Annotated in this window: 23 protein-coding genes; 9 read left to right on the top strand and 14 right to left on the bottom strand. The window is 70.5% G+C overall.

Translation table 11 applies throughout. From position 1 onward, the window contains the following. Positions 1 to 18: 18 nt before the first annotated feature. Positions 19 to 2847, top strand: a complete 2829-nt coding sequence (locus KEG57_RS55590) for an outer membrane beta-barrel protein (protein ID WP_272418801.1) — start codon at positions 19 to 21, stop codon at positions 2845 to 2847. On the opposite strand, the gene KEG57_RS15850 is transcribed toward KEG57_RS55590, so the two are convergent. From KEG57_RS15850 to KEG57_RS15840, 3 genes are read right to left on the bottom strand one after another with little or no spacing between them, the layout of a single operon-like run. After that, a complete protein-coding gene (locus KEG57_RS15850; protein ID WP_272418802.1) occupies positions 2841 to 3374 on the bottom strand; it encodes a hypothetical protein in 534 nt (177 codons plus the stop codon). The two genes, KEG57_RS55590 and KEG57_RS15850, sit on opposite strands and share 7 nt — an antisense overlap. Positions 3375 to 3406: 32 nt before the next feature. Further along, on the bottom strand, positions 3407 to 4327 hold the full coding sequence (locus KEG57_RS15845; protein WP_272418803.1) for an RluA family pseudouridine synthase: 921 nt from the start codon (positions 4325 to 4327) through the stop codon (positions 3407 to 3409). A gap of 15 nt (positions 4328 to 4342) precedes the next feature. Continuing rightward, positions 4343 to 4735 carry a VOC family protein gene (locus KEG57_RS15840; protein WP_272418804.1) on the bottom strand — a complete coding sequence of 131 codons (393 nt, stop codon included), beginning with the start codon at positions 4733 to 4735 and terminating at the stop codon, positions 4343 to 4345. An 85-nt stretch (positions 4736 to 4820) separates the two neighbouring features. On the opposite strand from KEG57_RS15840, the gene KEG57_RS15835 reads away from it, so the two are divergent. The 5 genes from KEG57_RS15835 (at position 4821) to KEG57_RS15815 (ending at position 8538) form a co-directional block, all read left to right on the top strand. Further along, positions 4821 to 5225, top strand: a complete 405-nt coding sequence (locus tag KEG57_RS15835; RefSeq protein WP_272418805.1) for a tellurite resistance TerB family protein — start codon at positions 4821 to 4823, stop codon at positions 5223 to 5225. An 89-nt stretch (positions 5226 to 5314) separates the two neighbouring features. Beyond that, on the top strand, positions 5315 to 5695 hold the full coding sequence (locus KEG57_RS15830; protein ID WP_272418806.1) for a hypothetical protein: 381 nt from the start codon (positions 5315 to 5317) through the stop codon (positions 5693 to 5695). 150 nt (positions 5696 to 5845) lie between these two features. After that, positions 5846 to 6661, top strand: a complete 816-nt coding sequence (locus KEG57_RS15825) for a DUF4388 domain-containing protein (protein WP_272418807.1) — start codon at positions 5846 to 5848, stop codon at positions 6659 to 6661. Between the two features lie 80 nt (positions 6662 to 6741). Further along, on the top strand, positions 6742 to 7635 hold the full coding sequence (locus KEG57_RS15820; protein WP_272418808.1) for a PAS domain-containing protein: 894 nt from the start codon (positions 6742 to 6744) through the stop codon (positions 7633 to 7635). Between the two features lie 81 nt (positions 7636 to 7716). Beyond that, the gene (locus KEG57_RS15815; RefSeq protein WP_272418809.1) at positions 7717 to 8538 is read left to right on the top strand and encodes a DUF1554 domain-containing protein; all 822 of its coding nucleotides are present in this window, start codon (positions 7717 to 7719) and stop codon (positions 8536 to 8538) included. Here KEG57_RS15815 and KEG57_RS15810 read toward each other — a convergent pair. From KEG57_RS15810 to KEG57_RS15765, 10 genes are all read right to left on the bottom strand, one after another. After that, the gene (locus tag KEG57_RS15810; RefSeq protein ID WP_272418810.1) at positions 8517 to 8720 is read right to left on the bottom strand and encodes a hypothetical protein; all 204 of its coding nucleotides are present in this window, start codon (positions 8718 to 8720) and stop codon (positions 8517 to 8519) included. The two genes, KEG57_RS15815 and KEG57_RS15810, sit on opposite strands and share 22 nt — an antisense overlap. A gap of 72 nt (positions 8721 to 8792) precedes the next feature. Then, entirely contained in the window at positions 8793 to 9716 is a 924-nt protein-coding gene (locus KEG57_RS15805; RefSeq protein WP_272418811.1) for a hypothetical protein, read from the bottom strand. Positions 9717 to 9778: 62 nt separating this feature from the next. After that, positions 9779 to 10285: a GNAT family N-acetyltransferase gene (locus KEG57_RS15800; protein WP_272418812.1), complete on the bottom strand. Its 507-nt coding sequence runs from the start codon at positions 10283 to 10285 to the stop codon at positions 9779 to 9781. Between the two features lie 30 nt (positions 10286 to 10315). Continuing rightward, entirely contained in the window at positions 10316 to 11182 is an 867-nt protein-coding gene (locus KEG57_RS15795; RefSeq protein ID WP_272458590.1) for an FAD binding domain-containing protein, read from the bottom strand. 26 nt (positions 11183 to 11208) lie between these two features. After that, positions 11209 to 11682 (bottom strand): (2Fe-2S)-binding protein, encoded by a 474-nt coding sequence (locus KEG57_RS15790; protein WP_272458589.1) that lies wholly within the window; start codon positions 11680 to 11682, stop codon positions 11209 to 11211. A gap of 3 nt (positions 11683 to 11685) precedes the next feature. Continuing rightward, positions 11686 to 12078: a lactoylglutathione lyase gene (gloA, locus tag KEG57_RS15785; protein ID WP_272458588.1), complete on the bottom strand. Its 393-nt coding sequence runs from the start codon at positions 12076 to 12078 to the stop codon at positions 11686 to 11688. A 36-nt stretch (positions 12079 to 12114) separates the two neighbouring features. Continuing rightward, the gene (locus KEG57_RS15780; protein WP_272458587.1) at positions 12115 to 14334 is read right to left on the bottom strand and encodes a xanthine dehydrogenase family protein molybdopterin-binding subunit; all 2220 of its coding nucleotides are present in this window, start codon (positions 14332 to 14334) and stop codon (positions 12115 to 12117) included. Between the two features lie 101 nt (positions 14335 to 14435). Beyond that, a complete protein-coding gene (locus tag KEG57_RS15775) occupies positions 14436 to 15485 on the bottom strand; it encodes an ADP-ribosylglycohydrolase family protein (RefSeq protein WP_272418818.1) in 1050 nt (349 codons plus the stop codon). Between the two features lie 17 nt (positions 15486 to 15502). Further along, positions 15503 to 16138: a nucleotidyltransferase family protein gene (locus KEG57_RS15770; RefSeq protein ID WP_272418821.1), complete on the bottom strand. Its 636-nt coding sequence runs from the start codon at positions 16136 to 16138 to the stop codon at positions 15503 to 15505. Next, positions 16135 to 17091: an XdhC family protein gene (locus KEG57_RS15765; RefSeq protein WP_272418823.1), complete on the bottom strand. Its 957-nt coding sequence runs from the start codon at positions 17089 to 17091 to the stop codon at positions 16135 to 16137. Before KEG57_RS15765 ends, KEG57_RS15770 begins: the two co-directional genes overlap by 4 nt. 109 nt (positions 17092 to 17200) lie before the next feature. On the opposite strand from KEG57_RS15765, the gene KEG57_RS15760 reads away from it, so the two are divergent. After that, positions 17201 to 18922, top strand: a complete 1722-nt coding sequence (locus KEG57_RS15760) for a TRM11 family SAM-dependent methyltransferase (protein WP_272418824.1) — start codon at positions 17201 to 17203, stop codon at positions 18920 to 18922. Here KEG57_RS15760 and KEG57_RS15755 read toward each other — a convergent pair whose 3' ends face one another. Next, positions 18923 to 20809, bottom strand: coding sequence for a hypothetical protein (locus KEG57_RS15755; protein ID WP_272418825.1), 1887 nt, complete (start codon positions 20807 to 20809; stop codon positions 18923 to 18925). It lies immediately after the preceding gene. Positions 20810 to 20897: 88 nt separating this feature from the next. Between KEG57_RS15755 and KEG57_RS15750 the strand changes: the two genes are divergently transcribed. Together KEG57_RS15750 and KEG57_RS15745 are read left to right on the top strand one after the other, a co-directional pair. Then, the gene (locus KEG57_RS15750; RefSeq protein WP_272418826.1) at positions 20898 to 21143 is read left to right on the top strand and encodes a hypothetical protein; all 246 of its coding nucleotides are present in this window, start codon (positions 20898 to 20900) and stop codon (positions 21141 to 21143) included. Further along, a complete protein-coding gene (locus KEG57_RS15745; RefSeq protein WP_272418827.1) occupies positions 21140 to 21916 on the top strand; it encodes a hypothetical protein in 777 nt (258 codons plus the stop codon). Before KEG57_RS15750 ends, KEG57_RS15745 begins: the two co-directional genes overlap by 4 nt. Positions 21917 to 21918: the final 2 nt, after the last annotated feature.

Raw genomic sequence — 21918 nt, 5'->3', positions numbered from 1 at the left:
ACGTTTGGAGAACAAAACGTGGTGTTCCCGCTCCGGATCCCGCTCGCCGCCTCCCTCGTGGGGGTTTTTCTGGCCACACCATCCGCCCACGCAGACGAGCCCCTGCCGAGTGGTCTCGGGGAGGGGAGCACGACGCGATGGGGAGAATCGCTCGACCCGGCCGGGCTTCGGCTCCTGCCGCTTTCCGCCCCGGAACAACGCGGCGGGCCCGCGCGATCGTTCGAGAACCTCGCTTTGCTCCTGCCGGGGACGCAGGCCGATCTGTATGGCGTGTCGTTCGTCGGGACGAGTTCGCCCGAGAATACGTTTTTCGTGGATGGGATTCGCGTCGGCAATCCGACGTATGGCATCCTCCAGATGCCGCTCTCGATGGAGTTCGTGGAGCGCGCCGATATCACCGTGATCGGGGCCGATCCGGCGTTCGGCCGGGGGGGCGGGCTGTACGACGTCACGACGAAGAGCGGCGGGAATCAGTGGCACGCTTCGACGTGGGGCGGCCTCGCGCCGGGCGCGCTCGAAGGGGAGCGGGTGCCGAAGATCTTCGAGGGCACGGTCATCCATACCGATCCGCGCCTCGACGGCGTGCGGGATCTCGGCGGGTCGGTGGGCGGTCCCATCGTGAAGGACAAGCTCTTCTTTTTCGCGGGCGGCAGCCTCGCCCGGCGGCGGTATCGCCTGGAGCGCAGCTTGCGGGCGCTCTCGTGGACCTCGGAGATCGACGAATTCGGGGGTGTCTCGCTCGTCCCCGAGATCGACCCGGAGACCGGCACCCAGAAAAAGACGCTGCTGCCAAACTCGCAAAGCACGCAGTTTGCCCAGGGCGACATCGGGCAATGGATCGGCAAGCTCACGTACAGGCCCTCGAAGACGCGGGAGGTCTCGCTCTCCGTGTTCGGGACCTTCGCGGGATCCGGAGGCGGCGCGGTGCACCCGTTCAATACGGCGACCGAAGGGATCGGCGTGGACAACTTGAATGGGGAGCAGACCGCTCTCGGCCGCAGGGAGACGGCCCTCACGAATGCGGTGGTGCTCCGCGGGACGTCCCTGTTCGCGCGTGGCAATGCCCGGCTCGACGCGGCGCTCGGATGGGTGCGCAGCCAGAACGAAACGCTGGCGGCGGATGGTTCGGGGGTCTTTGATATCGGGCGCGAGGGGACGCTCGCGCACGTGCCGCGCATGCTCTGGCGGCGCGGCGGCGCCATCGGAGCGCACCCGATCGTCGATTTCGAGGATCTCACCACGCCGGCGATCACCGCCTGCGTCCCGACGGGGCAACCCTCGGACCTCATCCTGAATTGCCCGGTCAGCTCGTATGCGATGGGCGGCCCCGGGCTCCTGTCGCGGTCCACCGCGGATCGGATCGAGGGGCGCGCCGTCGTATCGCTGCGGGCGCGTGGCCTCGGCGAGCACCGGATCCGCGTCGGCATCGATTTCGAGATCGCGACGCTCTCGTACGTGCGTGGGTATTCGGGCGCGGTCCTCCTCCAGGAGGCCGTCAATGGCGGTTTCGTGCACAACGACCGGTTCGGCTACCTTCGCGGCCCCGATAGTCCCGTCGTGTTCGATACGGTCTCGACGAGGGTGACGTCCTATGCGGCGGGCGGGTTCGTCGCGGATACATGGCGCATCCTGGATGGACTCGTGGCCGAGGCGAGCCTGCGGTACGACGCGCAGGTGCTCGGCGGGGGGAAGCTCGCCTTGCCTTTCATGCTCGCGCCGCGCGCTGCCATTTCGTGGGACCCCACGAAGAAGGGGCGGGCGCGGGTGTTCGCGACGTACGGGATGCGCTACCAGGCCGTGCCGCTCGACGTGGCGGCGCGCGGGCTCTCGAAGGAGAGCAAGATCTCGAGCCTTCACACGATGGGGGGCCGCTGCGACGTCAACGAGCCCGAGGACGCGTATGGCGGCTGCCCCGCGGATACGGCCATTCCGTTTCAAACGTCGGCCGAGCCGAGCACCATGTCCGACCCGCGGACGAGCCAGGCCTCGATCGATCCCGAGATCGAAGGGCCCGCCTATCATCAGTGGGTCGTCGGCGGGGAGGTCGTGGTGCCGCTCGGCGTGCGGCTCGGGGTCGTGTACGTGCACGACCAGCTCCTCCGCACGATCGAGGATACGACCTTTTTCACGGGCGGGGGCTTGGTCGGCAATCCAGGCGGGGGGGCCTCGGCGTTCATGACGCCGGCGGAGCGGGTGTACGACGCGCTCTCGATCTCGGTGATGCGGCCGTTCGCGAGCGGGTTCGTCGGCGTCGCGAGTTACACGCTCTCATCGCTACGCGGCAATTACGAGGGGTTTTTCCTAAGCCGTACGGGGCAGCTCGATCCGAACATGACACGCGCGTTCGACGCGCCCAAGCTCGACGCGAACGGGACCGGTCCCTTGCCCGGGGATCACACGCATTCGATCAAACTTTATGCGGGGAAAGAGGTCGTCTTGCCGGCCGGGGTGATCCTCGAAGCGGGGGCGGGGTATACCGGGCTCTCGGGATCGCCGTACAGCGCGCTCGGCGCGCACCCGTCATTCGGGGCGAGCGAGGTGTACTACTTGCCGCGCGGCTCGGTCGGGCTGACGCCGTGGGTGCATCGCATCGACGCGCGGCTCGGTGTGTCGGCGCTCTTGGGCAAGGGCCTCCGGCTCGGCGCGAACGTCGAGGTCTACAACCTCGCGGACAGCCGGACGCCCACGGCGTACGACGAGAACTACACGTACGATACGGTTCTTCCCATCGAGGGCGGCACGCGGGTGGAGATCCCGGAGGGGATCAAGAAAAACCCTCGGTACGAAAAACCCGTGGCCTTTCAGGCGCCGCGGCAGGTGCGGTTCGGGCTGCGCGTCGATTATTGAGGCCGCGACGCCGGCACGATTTCACCGGGCACGGGCAGGGTCTCCTTCGAAGGGACGTCGACGAGCTCGGCGTAGTCGCATTCGGAGATCATCTCGTTCGCCCTCGCCGCCTCGACCCAGCCGACCGAAAGCGTCAGGATCGCCGAGACGTCGTGGTGCAGGAAATAATGCCCTCCGGGCGCGGCGGTCAGGGTCGTGTCGACCAGCGTGTCGGAGCCGAGCTCCGCGTCCACGTCGTCGCCGTACCGGGAGACGATCTTGTGAACCCCGGGTTCGGCGAGATAGCAGAAATACGACGGACCCTTGGTCATGCCGACGAGCCGGCCATTGTCACGCACGACAGCGGGGACGAGCGAGGCGACCGCGTACGGGCGGACGACGCAGATCCGCGCGGCGTTCGGGGGCAGGGGGCCGAACGCGCCTGGGGGAGCATTTTCATGCAGGGCGAGCTCGTATTTCGTGCAGGATAGCGCGAGGAGGCCGGCGAGGGACGCGAGGGCGAGGAGGAGGGCGCGTCGGGCGAGCATGCCCGGCGTGATAGAATGGCGCGCGCGGGGCGTCAACGAGCAGGCGTACCCGTCCGCAATCCTTCGAGCCAAGGCGTGAGGTCGTCGGGCCACGGGCTCTCCCAGGCGAGGGATTCGCCCGTCCGCGGGTGCACGAAGCCGAGCCGGGTTGCGTGGAGCGCGAGGCGCGGCGGATCCAGCGGGCTCGTCTTGCCGTACTTGCGATCCCCGAGCACGGGGTGGCCTTCGTGCAGCGCGTGCAGGCGAATCTGGTGGGTGCGGCCGGTCGTGAGGCGGAATCGCGTGAGCGTCGCGCCGGGGTTGTCCGGCAAGGAGAAGCGTTCGAGCACCGTGGCGTGGGAGACGGCGCGTTTGCCGGCCACGGGCTCCTCGATGGTCCGCTCGTCCCAGGGGACGAGGCCAAGGAGCGTCGCGAGGTAGACGCGATCGAAATCATGGGCGCGAATTCGATCGGAGAGGGCGCGGTTCGCCGCTTCGGTCCGCGCGAAGACGACGAGCCCGCTCGTGTCGAGATCGAGGCGGTGGACGACGTAGATCGTGCCGCCGAGGGTACGGCCGAGCAGATCCGCAAGGTTTCCGCGGTCGCTCTCGGGCGTCGGCGCTGTCACGAGGCCGGAGGGTTTGTCCACGACCACGAGGTCGTCATCTTTGTAGACCACGCGGAAGGGCGGGAGGCTCGCCTCGTCTTTGGCGCGCGCGGCGGCGCCGACTTCCTTGGTCGCTCGGTCGAGCGCGCCGCCGAGGTGGGCGAGGATGGTTTGTCCGGGCCGGATCGCGCGTCCGGCGACCTTGACGCGGGCGCCGTCGACGAAGACGCCGCCGAGGTCGATGGCGACGCGGGCCTTGCGGCGCGAGAGGCCGGGGACGTTCGCGGCGAGGACCTGATCGAGCCTTTGCCCGGCGTCCTCGGGGCGAGCGACGAAACGGTAGCGCTGGTGGGAGAGGCCTGTCATTGCGGTGGTCGTGGGTCAGGGGGCCGGATCGGGAAAGTGGCTGAGGCCGATCAAGTTTCCGTCGGGGTCGCGGGTGTAGAGGGTATACGGGCTCTCGCGTTCGACGGGAAAACCTGCCTCGGCGAGGGTCGTGCGCCAGCGCTCGCGCGCGTCCGGGCGGATGCCGAGCGCGAGGCAATGCAGGCCGGGGGCCGTGTCCTCGCGGTGCGGGGCATTCGGTGCGCCTGCGCGCTCGACCGCGAGGAACGCGCCGCCCCCGAGCGCGAGCCATACCGAGCGCGGCTGCCCTGCGGCGTCGTCCCAGCGGCGCAGGACGGGCAGGCCGAGCACGCCCGAATAGAAGCGCTCGGCCCGATCGAGATCGGCGACGACGACGGCGAGGTGGTGGACGGCGAGGGGGGGCTCCATCGGGCGGGCAAGGTATCGCATCGTCGGGGTCGGGAGGAGCGCATTGCGCCCGTCCGGCTGACGAGGGGCTTGACGCCCTCCGCTCATGACGGCAAAAGCTTCGGTCATGCGCGAAGAGGACATGGGGATCGTCAAGTCGCTTGTCAGCGTTGCCTGGGCCGACGGCCACTACGACGCGAAGGAACGCGAGATGGTCGAGGGGCTGATCTCCGCGTTCGAGGCGACCGAGGAGCAGGCCGCCGAGATCCGCTCGTACGCGGCCGAGAAGAAGTCCCTCGACGACATCCCCGTCTGGGACATGCCGTTTGGCGATCGCCGCGTGCTCCTGCAGCACGCCGTGCTTCTCACCTACGTCGACGGCGAGCAGCACGAGAGCGAGAAGAAGTTCGTGCAGGAGCTCTGCGGGAAGCTCGAGATCGAGCCGGAAGAGGCCGCGAAGCTCGTCGAGGCCGCCGAGCATCGCGCCAAGAAGTTCTTGAACCTGCTCTGATTGATCCGCCCCGAGTGAACCTGCGGGCTGCCTTGGGTGGCCCTTCCGACGCCTCGACGTCGCCGCTACGCTGCGACGTCGGAGGCGACATGCAGGATCATCGCAGGGAAGGGCCGGACGGGCAGGGCGAGCGGCACGAGGGCCACGGCGAGGGGCGGCGGGCCGAGGGGCCCGAGGGCACGGATTTTCTCGATCTCGAGGTCTCGAAGGTCCTCTACAGCGAGGCCGCGGCGCTGACACGCGCGGCGGCGCGCGAGATCTTGAAGGAAGCCATCAAGGAGCGGCTCCGGGCGCGGCTCGGGCCGCGGCTCGAAGCGATCGCGCGGATCGCGGCGGACGAGCTCGCCGACGACATCGAGGCGAACCTCGCCGTCGAGTCGGTCGTGGAGGGCCGTAGGCACGCGCGCGAGGCGCGCGAGGAGGCGATCCGGAAGGCCCTCGCCCCGACGCCCGGGCACACGAAAGAGTAGCGTTGGACGAACCTTGTACGTGCGGGTCAGCATCGGACGGGCTCGGACGGACCTATTTGGCTCTTCCACACGGGAGAAGTTGAAAAACCTGCTGGACGCCCTTCTCCTAACGTTGTACGAACCATGTACAACGGAAGGAAGGGAGTGCGCATGTTCGACAACGCCGCCCTCGGGGATGGGGGAGCCGCGTGGTTCGGTGGGGCCATGACGGACACCGGTTGGGGCGATCGGGCGGGCGTCTCCTCGGATCGCGCGCGGGGTCGGCTCCTCCTTCGAGGTCAACTCGACGAGGTAGGGCTCGACGACCTGCTCGGCTCCCTGGGCGCCCGGGGCCGGACGTGCGTCGTTTCGGTCCGATCCCCGAAGCGGCAAGGCGAGATTGTCCTCGAGCGAGGGCGCGTGCTCCGCGCCCGCGCCGACGGGGTGCCGGCGGACGCCGACGTCGAGGTCACGCTCGCCGCCCTTCGCGGAGTTTCCCACGCGGTGTTCGACGTGCTCGCGCTCGACGAGCGAGGTTCGTCGCCGCCGCCGCGCCCGCCGTTCTCCGAGGCGCCGCCCGCGTCCCTGCGCCCGGCGATGCTGGAAGGCAATGCGACGGAGGTGGCGCTGGCCGCGGCCGTGATGAATGCGTGCTCGGTGTATACGCGCAAATGGCTCGGGCCGAAGGTCGCGTCGTCGATCATGCAGACGGCGTGGGCGCGCACGGCCGCGGCGCATGCGGCGATGGATGCCTTTCGGATCTCGGCGGACGGTCTGGTGACGGTGGTGGGCGTGGAGCGGGCGCGGTCCGCGATTCCGAAGGCGGTGGCCACGTGGGTGTTTTCCGTCTTCGAGGCCGCCTCGATGTTTCATGCGGCGCGTTTTCAGCGTTACAACGTCCCCGAGATGCTCGGGGGCCTGATGCGACTGCTCGACAAGGGGGGATGGGGTGAGGCGTTTCGAATGCGAGATGGGGGTGTTCGTTGAGCCGGGGGTTTTTCAAGGCCGTGCAGGTCGCGATGGTATCGGAGGACGGCACGCTCGACGCCGTTGAGCATCTCGCTTCCATGTCGAAAGAGGAAGTGGACGATCTCCCGTACGGGTTCGTGGTCCTCGACGAGGTCGGCACGATTCTGCTGTACAACCGCTACGAATCGTCTCTTTCGCGCCTGCCCTCCGAGCGGGTCGTCGGGAAAAACTGGTTCAAGGAGGTCGCGCCTTGCACGCGGGTGGAGGCGTTTTACGGGCGGTTTCGGGCGCTCGTGCAGGACGAGGCGCGCCTCTCGGAGAGCTTTCGGTTTCGATTTCATTTCATGCACGGGACGCAGGACGTGGCCGTGCAGCTCGTGAAGGCGCCGCCCGTGGTGACGCTGCCACTCGTGCAGGAAGGCACGGCGGCGCGGATCTTCATGACCGTGGTGCGACGGCCGGTGGTCGAGGTGGGCGCAAATCAGGCCGGTCACGATTGGCAGAAGAGCCTGGGGACGATCGGCGGGCTCTTGCCGGTGCTACTCGACGCGCTGCCTGCGCTGCTCGAGCGGCTCGGGCCGCGCGGCGCGATCGAGCTCGGTGAGCACGTGGGGCGCGCCATGGCGCTGGTGATCGAATCGGAGGCCGATACGCACGCGCGTGAGGGCGGGCGCGCGCCGGTGCTTGCGCCGGGCGCACTCGACGGCGTGCTCGCGCGGGCCGGGCTCGGTCGCGTGGCGATCGAGGGGGCGGCGTGGTCCGAGCAGAAGCGCATCCATTGCGAGTTGCGCCCGCCGTTCGAGGTGGAGGCGGCGGAGACGGCGCTCTTTTATGGAGCCTTGCTCTCGGCCGCGATCGGCTCGGGCCTCGGCGAGCCGTGCCAGGCGAGCTTCGCGGAGAACCGGAAGCCGCACGAGATGCCGTGGCTCGTCGACGTTTGTCCGGCCACGTCAGGGGAGCGTCGGAGCGAGCTTACGTCGAGCCCTTTTTGACGCGGAAGCCGCGAGCGACACGCTGGACGCGACGCCGCGCGTACGCGATCGTGGGGTCTCGACCTTCCTCAGGAGATTTCCATGAATCATCTTCACAGCTTCGGCGTCCTCCTCGGTCTCGGCCTCACGCTCGCCGCCGTGGGATGCGGCGAGGACCAGGGCGGCAGCGGCGGCGCGAGCAGCTCCAGCAGCTCCAGCAGCACCGGTAGCACCGGCGGCGCTGGCGGCACCGGCGGCGCTGGTGGCACCGGCGGTGTGGGCGGCGCTGGTGGCACGGGCGGCGTGGGCGGCGCTGGCGGCGGCGGCGGCGCTGGCGGGAGCGAAGCGAAGGGGCTCAGCTTCTTCGTCTCCAGCACCGGGAGCACGACGGCCAACCTGGGCGGGCTCGCCGGGGCCGACAAGAGGTGCCAGGACCTGGCCGCCGCGGTCGGCGCCGGGGCGAAGACCTGGCGCGCCTACCTCAGCGTCGAGAAGGGCCCGAACGACCAGCCCGTGCACGCCAAGGACAGGATCGGCACCGGCCCCTGGTACAACGCGAAGGGCGAGATGGTGGCGGCGAACCTGACCGAGCTGCACGCGCGGTACGGCGATCACAAGGTATTCCTCGACGAAAAGGGCGAGATGGTGCCGGGTCAGTGGGAAGGCTCCCCCACGCCGAACCAGCACGATGTCCTCACCGGCACGGCGCGCGACGGCACCCTCGTCCCCGGGCAAACCTGCGCGGACTGGACGTCCGAAGACGCCACCATGACCGCCCAGGTGGGCCATAGCGATGGGCTCGGTCCCAATATGAGCGACGCCGAGATGTACCGGCCGTGGAATTCGGTGCACGTCAACGGCAACTGCAGCGATACCGCCCCGAAGGGCGGCAACGGGCGCGTTTACTGCTTCGCCGCGGATTGATCGAATCGAACCACGCTCATCGGCTGCGTATCCTCCCAAGCGAGGTCCATCGCCTCGTCGGCCGGCGGCGGGACGGATTCCAGTGTGGGATCCGCCCGCGCAGGCCGCGGGGCCGGGAGGTCGGCCGCGGGGGCCGAAGGAAGCGTTTGTCCTGAACCGGGGAAGGGGAAAAACGAGGGCACGAGGGGACCTCCTGGGAGAGCGAGAGGTGATTCTCTCCCTCGCTCCATCGACCGGAGACCCCCGGCAGTTGCTTACTTTTTCTGCCCGGCGTCCTTCGCCCGCTTGTCCACGTCGGCGAGCAGCGCCGTCATCGCGTCCGCGTGCCGCTTCTGCGCGGCCGCGACGCGCTCCTCCATCTTCGGCTCCATCTCGCGGGCCTGCGTGAGCGAGCCGTCGATCTGCGCCTTGCTCTCGTTGGCGCGCGCGATGCGGGCCTCGCTGGCCTTCTGGTCCACGTCCTTGCCCTTGCCCTGCGAGGCGCGCTCCCGGGCGATGTAATCGTCGAGCGTCTTCTTCACCTGCTCGGCTTCTTCGATGAGCGCGCGCAGGCGCACCTTTTCCTCGACCATCGCAATGTGCACGAGGTAACTCGCGCGGCTGATCTGGTCGGCTTGCTCCTCGAGCGTGGCCGCGTCTTCCTTGCTGAGCTCGTTCCGGTGACGGTCGATGATCGCGTGGGCCTCGTTCCGCTCGCGGAGCCGCTTTTCGAGCTGCTTGCCGACGGAATCGGTGAGCGCTTTGCCGACGGTGCCCGAGAGGTCGACCTCGCAGCCCTTTTGCTTGGCCACATACGTGGCCGAGCCGGCGACCTTCTTGACGATCTCGTCCTCTTCGGCGACGAAAAACGCCGCCGCGCCCTGGACCTCGCGGTTGCGCTCGACGTACGCGTGGCTCCGGCCCGCGTCGTTCGCGGTGCGGTGAATGTCACCGACCACGCTCCAGTCGGGCGCCTTGAGGCCCTTCGGGTACTCGGAAAAACCGGAGGTGAGCGTCCGCGCGTCGTCGTCGTCGCGGCCGAAATCCTTGACGATCTGCTGGATGACGACCGGATAGTCCTGGGCGTATCCGGGCTGCGAAGCCGAGGAGGCGATTTCGGGCTCGGGCTTCGGGGCAGAGCAAGCGACGGCGCTCGTGGCGAGCAAGAAGGCGAGGGAAAACGCTCGAAGTCCGTTCATGGGGCGAAGTAAAGACCTCGGCCCCGAGAAAGGTCAAGTCAAGAGCAACGTTGTCCCACGTTTCAGGTGGTGTGCGCCGCGACCAGATCGAGCATATAGAAACGATTGCAGCCGTGGTGTCCGGTGCAGCCGAGCTGACGATCGAGGCGGCGAAAGCCGAGGCGCTCGTAGAGGCGCATCGCCGAATCCATGCCCGTGAGCGTCTCCAGGTAGACGTGGGCGTACCCGCGCTCCCGCGCGACCCCGAGGACGTGCCGGAGGAGGCGCTCGCCCATTCCTTTGCCGCGCGCCTCGCGCAAAAAGTACATCTTGCGCAGCTCCGCCGTGTCCGCGTCGCCCCCTTCGAGCGGCCCGATCCCCGCGCCGCCCACGACGCGGCCATCCATTTCGACGACGAAATACGCGGAGCGAGGCCCGGAATACGCCGCGCTCATGGCCGAGACCTCGGGATCGTGAATGGCAAACCCTGGGCCGTCCGCGCCAAACTCGGGCATCACGGTGCGGATGACCGCGGCGATCGCAGGATCGTCCTCGGGGCGAATGGGGCGGAAGGAGATGGCGTCGGACATGGAGAGGTTTGGCGGGCCAATCGGTTTTTTTCAGACCGGCGCGCCGAGGTCGCGGAGGAAGCCGCGCACGACGGCCTTCGCGGCGTGCTTGCGGTACTCGCGCGTGGAGCGGACGTCGTCGATGGGCGCGATGTCCGAGAGGACGGCGGCATCCAGCGCATCGGCCGTGATGGCGGAGAGGGGGCGCGAGAGGACGAGGGCGCGGGTCTGCAAAAGGGTCGCGGTGACCGGCGCGACGGAGGCCATGCCGAGGCCGAAGCGCACGACCCGATCCTCGGAGCGCACGGCGATGCCCGCGAGCGCGACCTTGGAGATGGCCTGCGCCCGCCGCGTGCCGACCTTGCGCCAGATCCAGGGCGAACCCTCGGGCGGGAGCGCGATCTCGACGGCGACGATGACCTCGTCCGGCGCGCGCGAGCTCTGCTTGTAGCCAGTTTGCAGCGCGGAGAAGGGGATCCGGCGTTCGCCGCGGACGCTCTTCACGACGATCGACGCGTCGTAGGCCGCGAGCGCCGCGACGCCGTCCGCCGCGGGCGAGGCCGTCGCGAGGTTGCCGCCGAGCGTGCCGCGGGCCTGGATCTGGATCGCGCCGAGCTCCCGGGCCATCGCCGCGAGCAGCGGGGTGCGCTCGATGACCGCGGGGTGGCGGCGGATCTCGAGGTACGTCGCGGCCGCGCCGATGCGCAAAAGGCCACGCGTCGCCGTGATGCCGCGGAGCTCGTCCATGCGGGAGACGTCGACGACGAGGGGCAGGGGATCGGCGTCGGGGCGCGGGGGCTTGAGCTCTTGCTCGACGACCCAGTCGGTGCCGCCCGCGAGCAGGACCGTGGCCTCGCCGCGCGCGTGCCGCTCCGCCACGATCCCGCAGAGCGCGTCGAGCGAGGCGGCCCGTCGCATGTCGTGGAGGGGAAGATCCGCGAGGCTCACGCCGCCCCTCCCGCGCGCTCGCGCGCCGCCTCGCGGATGCTGTCGACGATGCGCTGATACCCGGTACAGCGGCAGAGGTTGCCCGCGATGGCCTCGCGGATCTCCTCGTCGCTCGGATCGGGCCGGCGCGCGAGGAGCGCCTCGGCCGAGATGAGCATGCCGGGGGTGCAGATGCCGCACTGCGCGCCGCCGTGATCGACGAAGCAACGCGCGAGCGGGCCGAGGTGCGTGGCGTCCGAGAGGCCCTCGACGGTGGTGACGGCGCGGCCTTCGCACTGGCCGATCGAGACGAGGCAGGCGTTCACGGGTTCGCCGTCGAGCAGCACCGTGCACGAGCCACACTCGCCCTCGCCGCAGCCCTCCTTGGTCCCCGGTAGGCCGAGCGGACCGCGGAGCGCGTCGAGCAGCCGCACGAGGGGCGGCAGGTCGACCTCGCGCGAAAGGCCGTTGAGGGTGAGCGTGATCTTCAAGGGTTACTCCTCCACCTTGCGCTGGATGAACTCGACTTTGTAGCCGTCCGGATCTTCGACGAACGCGATCACGGTGGTGCCGTGCTTCATCGGCCCCGCCTCGCGCGTGACCTTGCCGCCGCGCTTCTTGACCTCTTCGCAAGCCTTGTACGCGTCGTCGACCTGGATCGCGATGTGGCCGTAGCCCGTGCCGATCTCGTAGCTCTTCGTGTCCCAGTTGTGCGTGAGCTCGAGGACCGCCGTCTCCGACTCGTCGCCGTAGCCGATGAACGCGAGCGTGAACCGGCCCTCGGGATAGTCGCGCCGGCGGATGAGCTTCATGCCGAGGACGTCCGTGTAAAACGCGAGCGATCGGTCGAGATCGCCGACGCGGAGCATGGTGTGGAGGATTCGCATGGTCGTGAGTTCTCCGTCGGTTCGCGGGCCTCTGTGTCAGCCCTTGCGGATGGTCTGGAGCTCGAGCAGCCGCTCCGGCAAGAGGGGAAGATCCCGGGCGAAAAGGCCCGTGGCGTGCTCGACGGCCGCGGCGATCGCAGGCGCGCCGCCGTCCATGGGCAGCTCGCCGACGCCCTTGGCGCCGCCGCCGGGGCCGTACGCGTACGGAGCTTCGACGAGGTCGACGTGCATCGGAGGCGCGTCGAGCGCGGTCGGGATGATGTAGTTCGTCATGCGCGGGTTCTGGATGAGGCCGTTTTTCCAGACGACGTCCTCCCAGAGCGCCCAGCCGATCGCCTGGAGGCTGCCGCCCTCGATCTGGCCCTTGCACATGACGGGGTGGATCGCCTTGCCCACGTCCGTCGCGGACCAGAAGCCAGTGACCGTGACCTCCAGCGTGTCGAGATCGACCTCGACCTCGGCCACGTCGCACGCGTAGCCGTACACGGGGTACGCGTCGCCTTTGTACGTGCTGTCGTCCCAGGTGACCCAGCCGGGATGCTCGTACTGCACGAGCGCGGTGACCTCGCGTTCCTTGGAGAGCAAACGATCGGCGGCCGCGGCGAAGTCGCCGCCGGAAGCCTCCTGCTCGGCGCGGACGCGCGCGGCGACTTCACGCGCGGCGCGCTCGACGATGCCGCCGACGACCATGACCGTGCGCGAGGCGACCGTGGGGCCGGAGTCGGGAACGTACGAGGTCGAAGGAACGGCGAAGTCGACGTCTTCGAGGCGGACGCCCGCCGCGTCGGCCACGATCTGGCGGAAGACGGTCTCGGTGCCCTGGCCGATGTCGGTCGAGGCGGTGCGGATGCGCAGGCGGCCGCCGGGCAGGAGATCCACGGCGACGCGGCCCTTGAGGTACTTCTCGCCCGAGCCGGTGAAGCCCGCGCCGTGCATGAAGACGCTCGCGCCGATGCCCCGCGCGACGCGGCCGCGGACGACCGGAGGCGCTTTGCGTTTGTCGTGGTACCCGCTCGCCGTGAGGGCTTTCTCCAGGCACTCGGCGACGCCGACGGAGCCGCGCAGGGTCTGGCCCGTGGCCGTGGTGTCGCCCTCGCGCAGCATGTTCTGCGCCTTGAGGTCCATCGGATCGCGGCCGAGCTCCTCTGCGACGCGGTCGAGGTGGCGCTCGATGGCCCAGATGGTCTGGGGCGCGCCGAAGCCGCGGAAAGCGCCGTTCGGCGGGGTGTTCGTGGCGACGGCGATGGCGTCGATGCGCACGTCATCCCAGCGGTAGACGCCGGCGGCGTGGAGGGCGCCGCGCGAGAGGACGACGGGCGTGAGCGTCATGTACGCGCCGCCGTCCATGAGGATGCGGATGGAGAGCGCGCGGAGCGTGCCGTCGCGATCGCAGCCGGAAGCGATCTCGCAGATGGCCGGGTGACGCTTGGTGGTCGCCTCGATGTCCTCCTTGCGGTCGTAGATCATGCGCACGGGCTTGCCGCTCTTCTGCGCGAGGAGCGCGGCGTGGAGGGCGATCACCGAGGGATACTCCTCCTTGCCGCCGAACCCGCCGCCCGTGACGGCCTGCGTGACGTGCACGTGATCGGCCGCGAGCTTGAAGCCGTGGACGAGCGCTTTGTGCACGTAATAAGGGCACTGGAGGGAGCCCGTGATGTGGACGCCCTTCTCGTCCCAGTGGGCGATCACGCCCTGCGGCTCGATGTAGAGCTGCTCCTGGTGGTGCGTCGTGTAGCGGCCGCGGACGACGACCTCGCAGTTCGCGATCGCGGCTTCGATCGCGGCGGCGCTTCCGGCCGGGTCAGGGAGATCGGCGCGACCCTTCGTGATGGAGAAGCGCTTGTGGACGTTGTCCTCGCCCCAGATGACGTCGACCTTGGCGAGTGATTGCTCGGGGTCGAGGATGGGCGTGAGCGGCTCGAGGTCGAGCTTCACGGCACGCACGGCCTGCGCGAGCTTGCGTTTGTCCGCGCACGCGAGGAGGACGACGGGCTCGTACGCGTGGCGGATCTGATCGGCTGCGAGGATCGGCTGCTCGGCCGAGATGCACTGGACCTCGTTCACCGCGAGATCCGAGGCGCGCACGACGGTGACGTCGCTCCAGTCGAACGCGGGATCGAGGGTGATGCCGCGGAGGCGGGCGCGCGGGACGAGGCTGCGCACGGTGGCGCCGAAGAGCTCACCGGGCTCGCGAGGGAGGTCGTCGACGTACGCGGCGCGCCCCGTCACCTTGGACGCACCATCGGTGCGCGGCACGTTGGTCCCGATGAAGGGAGGGCGGGCAGACGAAGCGTTTTGCGCGGCGGTCGTCATCGCAGGCGACACGATACCGCGGAATGCGCCGATGGAGAACGGCCTCAAACGCCTTCAGCGAGCTCGAGCAGGCGGCGCGGATGGTAGTGGTCACGCAGCGCGCTGGGAGGGCCCTCCTCGAGCGCACCGAGGACACGCGCGCGCCACGCGGCCGGGATCGCGTCCTCGCCGAAGCGCGCGCCGAGGAGCGCGCCCGTGATCGCGCCGTTCGTGTCGGCATCGCCGCCTCGGTTGACGACGTCGATCAGCGCGGCCTCGTAGGACGGAGCGTGCAGGAGCTCCCAGAGCGCGAGCCGGAACGCCACGCGGACGAACCCTTGCTGGCGATGCACGTGAATCTCGGGGCCGTAAAGCTCGGGATCATCCCGAACGGCGAGCTCGAGATCCCAGCGCAGCTCGGCACGCGCGGCCTCGACGTCACGGCCGTCGCTGGGGACGATGTCGATGAGCGTCGCCGCGGCCGCCTCGACCTCGGCGCGCACGGTCTCGAACATGTCCGTCGCGGAGGTTCGTCCCGCGCCGGCCGCGGCGATCGCGGCGCAGAGCGCGGCGCAGGTGATGCGGCAACGCGGGTCGTAGTGGGTGATCGCGCTGTCGGCGAGCGCGGCCATGCGGCGCGCTTCGGGGGCGTGCGCGAGCGCGACGCCGATGGGCGCGATCCGCATGAGCGAGCCGTTGCCCGCGGTCCTGCGCTCGGAGTGGATCCAGGCGCGGCGCGCGGCTTCGCCGAGAGAAACGCCGCGGGCGATCATGGAGAGCGAGGCGTGCGTGAGGTTGCCGATGTCGAAGGCGTGCGGGACCCACGCGACGTAACGCGCAGCCACGTCGGCCGCGTGAAACCGGCCGTGCTCCTTCAAGCTGAGCGCGAGGCACGTGGCCATCTGCGTGTCGTCGGTGACCTGACCAGGCGTGACGCGGAACGGTCCGCCGCCCGTGACGTCGGTGTGCGGGCCCTTGGCGAGCTCGGGGAAGGGCGGCGCCTCGCGCGCCTGGAACTCGAGCGTGGTGCCGAGCGCGTCGCCCACCGCGAGCCCGAGCAAGGTGCCGCGCGCCCACGCGCGCCGGGAGCCAGAAACAAGCGGTGTCTCGTCCACGAGGCGTCCTTTCCGAGCTAGTGGCCGTCGCCGAGGAACGTGGGCGGCGCGCGCAGGTACCGCATTGCCTCGGCCGGCGTGTTGATGTCCACGAGCACGTCGGCATCGTCGACGTCGACGTCACGAAGATCGGCGTCGAGCGCGTGGAGATGATCCCGCAGCGGAGGCGGGTTCGGCTGGCGATACCGATCGAGCGCACGGCCCTGGAGCGCGACGGGGTGCCCCGCGCGACCGCCGTGCCGCGGGCGCGTGGCGAGCGGAGGCGCACCGTCCGCACCGAGGGCTCCGAGCAAGGCCGCCGTCGTCGCCGCGCGGGCAGGCAACGTGTCGACGGGGCAAACGAGCACACGATCGTTCGCCGCGATGCGCTGGACGGCCGTCGCGATCGAGCCCGCCGGGCCGAGCTCGTCGGCCGCGTCGGAGACGACGAGGTCGAGGCCCGGACGGACGAACGGGATGAGGGCCTGCACGATAGGTTTGCGCGCGACGACGACGACCCGCGAGGACTCGGATGAGAGCCGGGCCTCGGCGTGCGCAATCGCGAGCGGCCGCGGCTTTTGCCCGGGGGGACCGGGCCAGAGGAGCAGCGCTTTCGGACCGCCGAGGCGCATGCCTCTCCCGGCCGCGAGCACGATCGACACGATGTCCGTCATGCGTCCTCTTCCTTCTCGGCCTCGCCGTGCCCATGGCCCCGCGCGCCGCGTCGCGTGCCGGAGAGACCCGCGCGCCACGAAACGAGCTCGGCCGCGATCGCGACGCCGATCTCCGCCGGGAGGCGAGCACCCACGTCCACGCCGAGCGGCATGCGAACGCGCGCGATGTCCGCCGCCGAAGTGCCCTTCGCTTCGAGCCGCGCGCGTGTCCTCGCCGCCTTCGCGCGGCTGCCGACGCCCCCGACGAACCCGAATCCAGCGCCGAGGGCCCACTCGATGGCAGCCTGATCGAGCTGGTGATCGTGCGTCATGACGAGCGCCGCGGCGCGGCCGAGATCCGCGGGGAGCGAAGCGCGGACCTCGGGGTCGTCGTGATCGGCCTGGAGGAGGCGCAAGCGAGGCACGTCCGCGCCTTCGGGGCTGGCGGACGATCGCGGCAAACGCGCGGGATCGGCCGCGACCTCACGCGCATCGCAGAGCGTCACGCCGAACCCGAGCGAGGCGAGCAGCGGCGCGAGGTAGACGCCGACGTGACCGGCGCCGACGACGAGCACCGAGAGGTCGGGGGAGAGGGGCTCGATCAGGATTTCGGCGGAGCCGCCGCAGCACATGCCGAGCGAGGGCCCGAGGCGGAAGGTGTCGATGCGCGGAGCAGGCGCGTCCGCGGTGAGGGACGCGGCCATCGCAGCGAGGACCGCGCGCTCGACCGCACCGCCCCCGACGGTCCCGATCGCGGCGCCGGAGGGGAAAAGGGCGAGCTTCTGCCCGGGCGTGCAAGGCGCGGAGCCCTGCCGGGCGATCACCGTGGCGACGACCACTCGTTCGCCTCGCTCGAGCGCATCGAGCGAGGCCCGCAGCACCTCGGGCGGAGGCGCGGTGCGAGGGATGACCGTGGATACGTCGAGCACCGGATGCGCGGAGTGTAGCGGCGGAATCGAGGTCGGGAAAGGCATCCCGCGCCCGAAGCAGTGGCGAAAGAGCCCGCGCGCCGTATCCTCGCGCCGTGGACGAACGGCGAGTCGAGGCGGCGCGTGGCGCAAGCAAGGCGAGCGAGGCCAGGACATGACGGCGCGCAGAGCCCCGGATTTCCGTCTGGAAGAGGCGATTCGCGACCCCGGCTTCTCGCCGCGCCGGAGCGACGCGGCCGCGCTGGTCGAGCTCGTCGCAGAGGAAGGGGAGCGCACGGACGACGCGGAACGATCGCTGCTTCGTCTCGGTGTGGAGGCTGCTCGTGTCGCGATCGAGCGCACGCGCACGGCCGAGACGAAACCACGCGCGCGGCTCGTCGCGTTCGTCGGGAAGGTCGCGATCGAGCATGCCGAGCCCGAGCTGTCGGCGTTTCTGATCGGCGCGCTCGGCGACGCGGATCCGCGGGCGCGCCGCTTCGCTGCGAACGCGCTCGGCAAGCTTCGTGGTCCCGAGGTGGCCGCGGCACTCGCGGCTGCGCTCGCCAAGGAGAACGATGCTCCCGCGCGGCGCGCGATGGCTGCCGCGCTCGGCAAGACGGGCGGTGACGAAGCTGCTCGCGCGCTCCGCGAGCTCGACACGGGCGACGACGAGCTCCTCGCGCGCGCCACGGCGAAGGCCTCGCTCATGGCGCAGAGGACCGCCGGCCGCGAGGTCCCCTCGACCTTCGAGGTCCACAAGCCCGCGCCCTCGCCCGTGCCCGTCGCGCTTCACTGTCGCGCGGGTCTCGCGCCGATCCTGCGAGACGAGATCGACGTCCGGCTCGCGCCACGCCTCGCGCCGGACGGCCGCGAAGATCGGGTCCTCGCCACGCTCGTCGGTCCGCCCGAGCGCCTGTTCGAGGCGAGGACCATGCTCTTCTTCGGCTTCCCGCTCCCGCCCGTGCCGCTCGATCCCGCGGGCGACATCGCCGAGGCCCTCGCGCGCTCGCTCACCTCGCCCGAGGCTCTCCGTTTGCTCGAACATTTCACGACCGGCCCCATCCGCTTCCGGATCGCCTGGGCCGGCGGCGGCAAGCGCCGCGCGAGCACGTGGCGCGCGGCCGAGGCGATCGCCGCGGCGAACCCGAAGCTCGTCAACGATCCGACCGAGAGCACCTGGGAGGCGCTCGTGCACGAGCTTCCCGATCGCCACGCGATCGAGGTCGAGCTCTGCCCGCGCGTCGAGGATCCACGCTTCACCTACCGCGAGCGCGACGTGCCCGCGGCCTCGCACCCGACGATCGCCGCCGCGCTCGTGCGGGTCGCGGGTGTCCGCGCCGACGACGTCGTCTGGGATCCCTTCGTCGGTTCGGGCACCGAGCTTTGCGAGCGTGTGCTCGCCGGCCCGTATGCCCGCTTGCTCGGCACGGACATGGCTGCCGCCGCGCTCGAAGCGGCCCGCCAGAACCTCGCGGCCGTCGGCATCGAGGACGCCGTGCTCGCGCGGGGGGACGCGCTCTCGTTCGTGCCACGCGGCGCGCCCCCGACGGTCGTCCTGACAAACCCGCCGATGGGACGGCGGGTGCTGCGCGGGATCGATCTGCACGAGTTCTTCGATCGGTTCCTCGCGCACGTCGCGGAGGTCCTGGAGCCGGGCGGCCGGATCGCGTGGATCTCGCCGCTGCCCGCGCAGAGCGCCCGCGCCGCGCGGGAGCTCGGGCTCGAACGAGCGTTCGTGCAGCGCCTCGACATGGGCGGCTTCGACGCGGAGCTCCAGCTCCTGATCAACCGGAGACGGAGTCGCGAGCGCGATTTCGGCCGCGGCCCGGACTCCTCGCGCGAGCCCACGCGCGCGCCGGAGCGACGGGGCAGGCCCCGCGCGCCGGGCCGGCGATGATCACTTCTTCAGCAGCGTGAAGTAAACGCTGGCGCCCACGGCGAGCAGCACGAGCGCGATGAGCGCGCCGAGCAGCAAGCCCTTCGCGGTGCTCGGCGGCGCCGGCTGCGCCGGCTGCATCACGACCGGCGGAGGCGGCGTGACGCGCGGCGAAGGCGCGCTCTCCCGCGCGAGCGGCGGAGGCGGCGTGACGCGCGGCGAAGGCGCGCTCTCCCGCGCGGCGGCGAACGGCGAAGGTGCGCTCTCCCGTGCGGCGGCGAAGGGCGAAGGCGCGCTCTCCCGCGCGGCGGCGAACGGCGAAGGTGCGCTCTCCCGCGCGACAGCGAACGGCGAAGGCTGAGGCATCGCAGCGGCGCGCATCGCTTGCTCCGGCGAGAGCGGCGGTCGCTCGTCGGAGACGCTCGCGAAGAGATCCGGCAGCGCGTTCATCGGCGGCTGCGGCTGCGGCGCGAGGTCCGCGAGGTTCGCGGGGAGCGACGTCGACGAGCTCTCCTCGGGCAGCACCATCGTCGGCTCGGGCGCGCGCATGTCGGGCGCCGGCACGGGCACGGGCGCGGGGCCCTGCGCAGGCGGCGGCTCCGGCATCTCGCGCATCACCGTCGCCTCGTCGTCGATGGCGTGTGGCCCCGGCGGCGTGGGTTCGTCGCGGATCACCGGACCCGTGGCGGCCGCGGCGACCTCGGCCGAGATCGGGTTCACGGGCGTCGCGCGATCGGCCTCTGGGCCATCCTCTTGCTTCGTCTGCCTCAGCAGCTCGAGCGGTGCCTCGCGCATCACCGTGGCGTCTTCATCGTCGCCGTCGTCGATGACCGCCTCGCGGGAGATGCCGCCCACCGGCGGCGCGAGCGGCGCCTTCGCGGCTGCGGCCGGCGCAGCGGGCTGCGCGGGACGCGCGCCGGCGGCAGGTCGCGCCGCCGCACGCGCCGCAGGGCCACCGGGCGCGCGGCCGCCCATCATGCCGAATCCTGTGCCCGGCTGTGGCCCGACCGGACGTACGCCGGCCGACGCAGGCCCGTTCCCGGATGCCGGCGCGGCTGCGCCGGGCGCGAGGTTGGGCCCGGACGGCGCCGGCTTTCGCACCGGCACCATCGGGACCTTCATGAGCGACGTCTTCGCGTTCTCGTCGTCGTCTTCCAGCAGATCGTGCGCCCTTGGCAGCGGCGCGCCGGGCACCGTCGCGGCCGCGAGCGCGCTGACCGCCGGCATGTTGGGCACCGTCTGCGCTGTCGTCCGCGAGGACGGCGCCGGGCCGGGCTCGCGCTTCGCCATGGCCGCGCGCACCGCTTGCACGTTGGGCACCGCGCGCATGACCGTGCGCGCTTCGTCGTCGTCCTCTTCGAGCTCCGCATCGACGAGCGCCGGCAGATCCTTCACCGTCGGATCCGGGTGCCACGACTCGAGCGCCTGCCGGAGCGCGGTGATCGTCGAGGCGCGGCGCGTCGCATCGCGCTCGAGTGCGGCATCGAGGATGTGCTGCAGGTCGTCGTCGCCGACGTCGAACGTCGAGAGCGGCGCGGGGGACGCCGACACGACCTTCTGCCGGATGCTGTCCTCGTCGCTCGCGTGGAAGGGGCTCGTGCCCGTCAGGAGCGTGTAGAGCGTCGCGGCCGCGGCCCACGTGTCGTCGGCGAGCGCCTTGGTTCCTTTGAGGATCCGCTCTGGCGAGTGGCAGTCGATGCGGCTCGGCGCGGAGGCGCTGGCGACGAGCATCCCGACCGAGGTGCGCGGCACGGCTGCCGTCTTGACGGCCGCGGGCGACACGCCGCCGTGCGACTGCCCCCGTGAATGCAGCGCCTCGAGCTTCTTCGTGAGCCGGATGATCCAGCCGACGGCGTCGAGCTCGTTCAACGGGCCGTCACGTGCAATCCGATCCGCAAGCGTTTCCACCGATATCCTCAGCCTAGTTGCCGGAGCGACCCGTCGTCTACGACGACGCTCGTTCGCTCGTGGGAAAATCTGCTAGGGTCGCCGCGTCATGGGTCGGAGTGGTCGCTTTCCTCGATCGACATGGCCCACGTGGCTTCTTTCGCTTGCCCTGCTCGGGTGCCAGCGCGAGCTCGACATGGCCAAGCATTACGACGATCGCAACGCGGCCACAACGATCCGCTACATCGGCGTTCGCGAAGCGACCCGGCAGTACCCGGATTACGGCGTCATCCAAAGCACGATCCTCACGGGCGACGTCGGAAGCGGCGCAAAGAAGGAAGGGCGCGCTCCGTGAGCCGCGTGCTCGCGTTCGCCGCCCTCGCGAGCGGGCTCTTCGGTTGCACCCCGCCGCAAAAGCTCGCGGCGGAGCTCGTCGCCGCGGCGACTCCGGGGCACCTCAGGCCCGTCGTCGCGTGCTGGGAACAGGAGTACGAGGCCTCCGGCTTCGAGGGCGAGTACATGGCCACGCTCGACCTCGAAATCTCGGGCTCCGAGGTCATCGAGAGCGCCCGCGTCACCGCGCTCGAACCGACGGGCGAGAGCCGGAGCGAGCGCGACACCGGCCCGTTCCGCGCGTGCCTGGAGAAGGCCTTCGTCGGGATCGAACTGCCGAGCAAGGAAGACGCCGACGGGCCTGGGTACAGCTCGATCGTCGGGGCCTCGGTGCGAAACTACAAGATCGCGTTCCTCGGCGATCAAGACGAGCGCCGCAAGCGCGCCGGAGGCCGGCAGGCGCACGTGCTCATCGGTCCGCGCGCCGATCGATGCCAGGGCCTCTACGTCTACCATCCGCCGCGCGACACCTCCGCGCTCTTCACCGAGATCGCGCTCGGCAAGGCGCGGGCCGAGAGCGCGCGGGGCAAGGATCGGGACCAGCACGCGCGCGAGCTGCAGAAGACGTACGATCTCCAGCTCGAGCTCGCCGCGCGGCTCCGCGCCGATCTCGCCGATGCCTCGCTCCCGCCTGCGAACCGCAAGCGGCTCACCGAGGCGCTTGATACGGCCCGAACGGAGGCGCGAGCGACCGGGGCGGTCATCGGCTGCAAGCCCTTCGAAGACCGTCGCTAACC

Source organism: Polyangium jinanense (assembly GCF_028435365.1).
The sequence above is the reverse complement of the archived record's forward strand: the minus strand, read 5'-3'. Positions and strand labels throughout refer to the sequence as shown.

Coding starts and splice junctions, on each gene's coding strand:
- KEG57_RS15800 (WP_272418812.1), bottom strand. CDS start 10,285: ATGTCCGACGCCATCTCCTTCCGCCCCATTCGCCCCGAGGACGATCCT.
- KEG57_RS15820 (WP_272418808.1), top strand. CDS start 6,742: ATGTCGAAAGAGGAAGTGGACGATCTCCCGTACGGGTTCGTGGTCCTC.
- KEG57_RS15750 (WP_272418826.1), top strand. CDS start 20,898: ATGGGTCGGAGTGGTCGCTTTCCTCGATCGACATGGCCCACGTGGCTT.
- KEG57_RS15805 (WP_272418811.1), bottom strand. CDS start 9,716: ATGAACGGACTTCGAGCGTTTTCCCTCGCCTTCTTGCTCGCCACGAGC.
- KEG57_RS15765 (WP_272418823.1), bottom strand. CDS start 17,091: ATGCCTTTCCCGACCTCGATTCCGCCGCTACACTCCGCGCATCCGGTG.
- KEG57_RS15830 (WP_272418806.1), top strand. CDS start 5,315: ATGCAGGATCATCGCAGGGAAGGGCCGGACGGGCAGGGCGAGCGGCAC.
- gloA (WP_272458588.1), bottom strand. CDS start 12,078: ATGCGAATCCTCCACACCATGCTCCGCGTCGGCGATCTCGACCGATCG.
- KEG57_RS15850 (WP_272418802.1), bottom strand. CDS start 3,374: ATGCTCGCCCGACGCGCCCTCCTCCTCGCCCTCGCGTCCCTCGCCGGC.
- KEG57_RS15825 (WP_272418807.1), top strand. CDS start 5,846: ATGTTCGACAACGCCGCCCTCGGGGATGGGGGAGCCGCGTGGTTCGGT.
- KEG57_RS15770 (WP_272418821.1), bottom strand. CDS start 16,138: ATGACGGACATCGTGTCGATCGTGCTCGCGGCCGGGAGAGGCATGCGC.
- KEG57_RS15845 (WP_272418803.1), bottom strand. CDS start 4,327: ATGACAGGCCTCTCCCACCAGCGCTACCGTTTCGTCGCTCGCCCCGAG.
- KEG57_RS15760 (WP_272418824.1), top strand. CDS start 17,201: ATGACGGCGCGCAGAGCCCCGGATTTCCGTCTGGAAGAGGCGATTCGC.
- KEG57_RS15815 (WP_272418809.1), top strand. CDS start 7,717: ATGAATCATCTTCACAGCTTCGGCGTCCTCCTCGGTCTCGGCCTCACG.
- KEG57_RS15840 (WP_272418804.1), bottom strand. CDS start 4,735: ATGGAGCCCCCCCTCGCCGTCCACCACCTCGCCGTCGTCGTCGCCGAT.
- KEG57_RS15835 (WP_272418805.1), top strand. CDS start 4,821: ATGACGGCAAAAGCTTCGGTCATGCGCGAAGAGGACATGGGGATCGTC.
- KEG57_RS15795 (WP_272458590.1), bottom strand. CDS start 11,182: ATGCGACGGGCCGCCTCGCTCGACGCGCTCTGCGGGATCGTGGCGGAG.